Consider the following 4,646-nt stretch of genomic DNA (forward strand, 5'->3'; position numbering starts at 1 on the left):
GGCCAAAGCGCGGGTAATTTTGCGCGTGACAAAAGTTTCTCCCCGCCGGGGGGATTCATGGTTAAATAAAATGCCGTTACAGGCAAATAAGTCGTAGGATTCCCGATAGTTGATTGTTTGCCAGTGACCGTAAACTTTCGCGCAAGCGTAGGGACTGCGGGGATAAAATGGCGTGGTTTCTTTTTGGGGAACTTCCATGACTTTCCCGAACATTTCCGAGGAACCTGCTTGATAGAAACGCACTTGAATACCTGTTCTTTTTTGGTAATCCCGAATTGCTTCTAGTAATCTCAAAACTCCCACCCCCACAGCATCAACGGTGTATTCTGGAGCATCAAAACTAACTCGCACGTGGGATTGGGCCCCTAAATTATACACTTCTACCGGTTGCACTTGTTCGAGAATACGCCGCAGGGTCGTCCCATCGGTGAGGTCGCCATAATGAAGAAATAATTTAGTATCGGGCTGGTGGGGGTCAGTGTAGATATGATCAATGCGATCGGTGTTAAAAGTTGAAGTACGACGGATGATACCGTGGACTTCATAGCCTTTTTCTAATAATAATTCGCTTAGATAGGAGCCATCTTGACCGGTGATGCCAGTAATTAGGGCGCGTTTAGCTTCAGTCATCAGTAATTTACCTAATCGGAAAGAATAAAGACCATATAAAGAGTCTGACTGCTTATAGCACACTTTAGCCCCTCAGGACAAGTTTGGCTAGGTTGACAGGGGACAAAAAGATGAATTTATTTTTTATCCAGGCTGCATAGATTCTAAATGGTTCTGACAATTTTCTCGAAATTTTCTGACTTGAAATTCCTTGACTTTGGTTAATTGATAATTATCTTTTCCCATGGCGAGGGAAAATTTGGCTTCGGTCTCATCAAGTAAATTTTTGGAGATAGCTTTCCACTGTTCTTCTGTTTGCCAATGGACAACGATAATTAATTCTTCCTCGATGGCGGGATTAATCCAAAGCTCCTTACCTAAAAAACCAGGTTGTTTTGCTAAAAACTTTGTCCAAATTTCTTGATCTTTTTGGATAAATTTTTCTCGTGCTTCGGGTTTAACTTGAAATTCTAACCACTCAATGACCATAGTAATTATCTCCTATTTTTTGGCTTTGATCAAGAATTCTTCTGTGAGTTTCATAAAAGCTTTGGAACCACTAGAAGAGGGCATGGCTGCCACCGCAGGCACGAACATATCCACAGCTTTAGCTACATTAACATCCATAGGAATCGCATTAGCAAAAATTTGATGGGCTTGAAAATCCTGTTGTACCCGGCGCATGACTTGATTATAGTAGCGACTGAGTAAACCACCACCGGAAAGAATAAAAACTATACCGAGTAAACCGGGGTTAATCGGGTCGGTTTCTTGATGACTAGCTTTCAGTTTAACTATTCTTCTTTCTAATAGCTGAATGCCGACAATTGATAAAGGTTCGGGACGGGCGGGTAGTAAATAAAAATGACTGCTACATAGACCACTACGAGTTAAAAGATTATAGCCCGGAGCGCAATCCATGATAATATAATCATAACGGTCTTGAATGGGATCAATGATTTTTTGAATTAGGATTCTTTCTAGGTTATTCCAAGCATGATCAAAGCCTAAGTCTTCCTGTAAAATTGCTTGATGGTGCAGGGTTTCTGAGACGACATATTCATCATAAAGCTCGATGTCTCCCGGCAGTAGATCTAAGCCTTGAATTTCACAGACTGAGGGTACAATAATATCATCAATAGTTAATTTATTGTAGGGATTGGGTTTGATAATTGCTTCTAATAAATAGCTTAAAGTGCGTTTTTTGCGACGCAGTTGAGCGAATTCGTGGGGGGACATTAAACTAAGAGTCGCACTGATTTGAGCGTCTAAATCGAGGACAAGGACTCGTTTTTGCTGAAATTTAGCTAAACAGGTGGCAAGATTGACGGTAAGAGTAGTTTTTCCTACTCCTCCTTTCATATTAACGGTGCTGATGACAGTGGCCATTAGGGGAGTTCCTTTCTAGTTAACCGATGGAATATCTCGACGTAAAACCTGCCCATTGGGAGCCATAATCAGAGGAGGTAAACTGGTAATATTGATCGCTTCTTGGGTTTTCATGTCGTAGGTGGTGTAAACTGTTTCCTGTTGATGGAGATTAATATCGACAATTGTTAGGGTTTTTCTAGGCGCTTGTTCGCTGTTCAATAACCGTCGCGGTCCACTGCCTAAAGCTCCCGCGTGTAATAATTGTAATTGCCCCCGTTTACCCGGATAGTAAGCGTGAGCATGGCCACTAATATAAGTATGCACCTGATGGCCCTCTAAAAACGCTCTTAATTGCTCGGCATCGGCTAAATAATCCCCCGGTCGATTTCTGCCTACGGCAATACCGTAGAGGGGTAAATGACCGATTACTAGCCGCATTTTAGCATTTTTAGCGTCGCTACTACTCAAGTTTTTTGCTGCCCAATTTAGTTGTTCCCGAGAGATTAAATGAGTGGAGGCATCCCAAACTAGATAGAATATACCATTTTGAGTGAAAGTATAATAAAAAGGAAAGCCGGTTTTATCGATAAAATTTAAACTTGTATTATGTTGGGGGTTTTGCCAATAATCCTGGGCCAATTTTCTCTCTTTAGCATAGATAAATTTTCCTGCGGATAAAGCTCCAGAAGCGTCATGATTACCGATGGTAAAACCAAAAGGTATTTTAGCAGCTCGCAGGGGCGCGGCGATATGGTGATCAAAGGCTGACCACATAGCGTTAATTGCTGCCTCTGTCAAGCTGCTTTTTTGTCCTGCCACCATATCGCCACCACAGAGGACCAGATCAGGTTTATGATTGATAATTAAAGGAATAGCTCGATCGATTTCGGGATCGTAAGTAGTGGAACCGTATTGACTATTAAGGTCACTAATCACGATTATCTTGACTTTTTTCGCCTTTTCTGCTTGTTTAACGGGAGACTCAGGGGGATTTTTGGAAGTAACGGGCTGTAAAATTTGATGAGCGCAAGCTGTCAAGCTAAAACCGCCTAAACTGCCACTAATAAGCAAAAATTTACGGCGTTGCATAGGATATCAATCTCGTCTTTAATTGAGGTCACGTCAGTTAGTGTAGCAATTTTTGTCCCTTCGATCGCTTTTTTGTTGATCATCCCAATTAACTATCAGGAGATAACTTGACAATTGTCTTAACTTCTTTTGCACCTTGGTTATGCCATCATCGGAGTAATTCTTCCGATGATTTGTTAGTATCTATTCAAGATAATTGTCCAAAAAATCTTTTATTTTTGCGTCAACTTCCCGTTAATACCCATCGAGCCAGTGAACGAGTTATCAAAGCTATTCAAGACAAAAAAACCGATTTAGTTATTTGTTGTGGTATGGCAGAAAGTCGTTATCGTTTAAGTTTAGAATCTCAGGCTAGGAGTAGTACAAAAAAGTTATTGACACCAATTCCATTGCCAGATTTAATTAAAAACCTTAACTATAGTTATATCAGCGATAATGCTGGTCAGTTTGTCTGCGAAGAATTATATTTTCAAGTCTTAAAATATCATCCGAGAGCCTTATTCGTTCATGTGCCGCTTTTAACTGACAAAAATTTTACTATTATTCAAAGAGATTTTCAGAAAATTATCACCCTTAGTCGTTAACTCATATAATTTGAGAGTAAGTTTCAAGGGAAAAAGGATATAGTGGTATTTTGCCATAATTGCCCTCCTCGACTTGAGAGCGCACCTTCTAATAAATCTCATTGCTACGTCGGGCAAATTCTTCTTTGCTGTAGAGGGGTGGTGCTACTATCATTAGTTTGACCCGGTTGCAACTTTTGCCCCTCTATTTTAACCTAAACATTGGCCATCTTCGCTAACATTCCTCAACTGGGACTACAAGGGCGTTGTCAGATAAAGAGATGAGAAGGCAAAATAGATAGAAACTCAATGGAGGAAAAAAACGATGAAATGTCCAGAATGTAAAAGTGACCACATCAATAAAAATGGTCACCGTGGTCAAAAACAAAACTATATATGTGTAAACTGTGGTCGTCAGTTCATCGATAGCTATGAAACCAAGGGCTATAGAGATGATGTTAAGCGCACCTGTCTGAAAATGTATGTAAATGGCATGGGATTTCGAGGCATTGAGAGAGTGACGGGAGTCTCACGAACAACCATTATGGATTGGGTCAAACAAGTGGGAAAACTGCTGCCTGATTCCTATAATCCAGAAACGATTCCAGAAGTGGGAGGACTAGATGAATTAGAGACCTTTGTTGGTAAAAAAAAGAACAAAATCTGGATTTGGAGGGCTGTTGATCACTTTTGAGATGGAATTCTTGGATGGGTAATTGGTGATCATAGTGCAGAGACATTTCAACATTTATGGCAAGCTATCTCATTTTGACAATGTTATTTTTGGGTAAGTGATGTAAATCCAGTGTATCCAATATTTATCCCTGATGGGGATCAGATTGTTAGCAAAACTTATATGACAAAAGTAGAGGGAGAAAATACAAGATTACGTCATTACTTAGCCCGTCTTCATCGTAAGACTCTCTGCTATTCAAAATGTGTCAAAATGTTAGAAAATTCCCTACCGCTTCTAATTCATTACCTTAAGTTTAAGGATGTTCCAGTTCCCTACAC

The 4,646-nt window shown here is 40.2% G+C and carries 5 protein-coding genes and 1 pseudogene; 2 read left to right on the top strand and 4 right to left on the bottom strand.

The window, feature by feature from the left end; translation table 11 throughout:
• The 4 genes from IM485_RS05510 to IM485_RS05525 form a co-directional block, all read right to left on the bottom strand.
• Positions 1 to 630 (bottom strand): GDP-mannose 4,6-dehydratase (locus IM485_RS05510; RefSeq protein WP_287741823.1); only part of this gene is annotated, 630 nt, incomplete at its 3' end.
• Positions 631 to 753: 123 nt separating this feature from the next.
• Entirely contained in the window at positions 754 to 1,098 is a 345-nt protein-coding gene (locus tag IM485_RS05515) for a TIGR03792 family protein (RefSeq protein WP_104396233.1), read from the bottom strand.
• Positions 1,099 to 1,110: 12 nt separating this feature from the next.
• Positions 1,111 to 1,998, bottom strand: a complete 888-nt coding sequence (locus IM485_RS05520) for a ParA family protein (RefSeq protein WP_104396232.1) — start codon at positions 1,996 to 1,998, stop codon at positions 1,111 to 1,113.
• Between the two features lie 15 nt (positions 1,999 to 2,013).
• Positions 2,014 to 3,069, bottom strand: a complete 1,056-nt coding sequence (locus IM485_RS05525) for a metallophosphoesterase family protein (protein WP_104396231.1) — start codon at positions 3,067 to 3,069, stop codon at positions 2,014 to 2,016.
• A 107-nt stretch (positions 3,070 to 3,176) separates the two neighbouring features.
• Here IM485_RS05525 and IM485_RS05530 point away from each other — a divergent pair, with 107 nt between their 5' ends.
• Together IM485_RS05530 and IM485_RS05535 are read left to right on the top strand one after the other, a co-directional pair.
• The gene (locus IM485_RS05530) at positions 3,177 to 3,653 is read left to right on the top strand and encodes a pyroglutamyl-peptidase I family protein (RefSeq protein WP_104396230.1); all 477 of its coding nucleotides are present in this window, start codon (positions 3,177 to 3,179) and stop codon (positions 3,651 to 3,653) included.
• A gap of 304 nt (positions 3,654 to 3,957) precedes the next feature.
• A pseudogene (locus IM485_RS05535) lies at positions 3,958 to 4,646 on the top strand (IS1 family transposase); the annotation flags it as partial.

This window comes from Microcystis sp. M169S2 (genome assembly GCF_020245865.1).
GTDB classification, from domain to species: domain Bacteria; phylum Cyanobacteriota; class Cyanobacteriia; order Cyanobacteriales; family Microcystaceae; genus Microcystis; species Microcystis ichthyoblabe_A.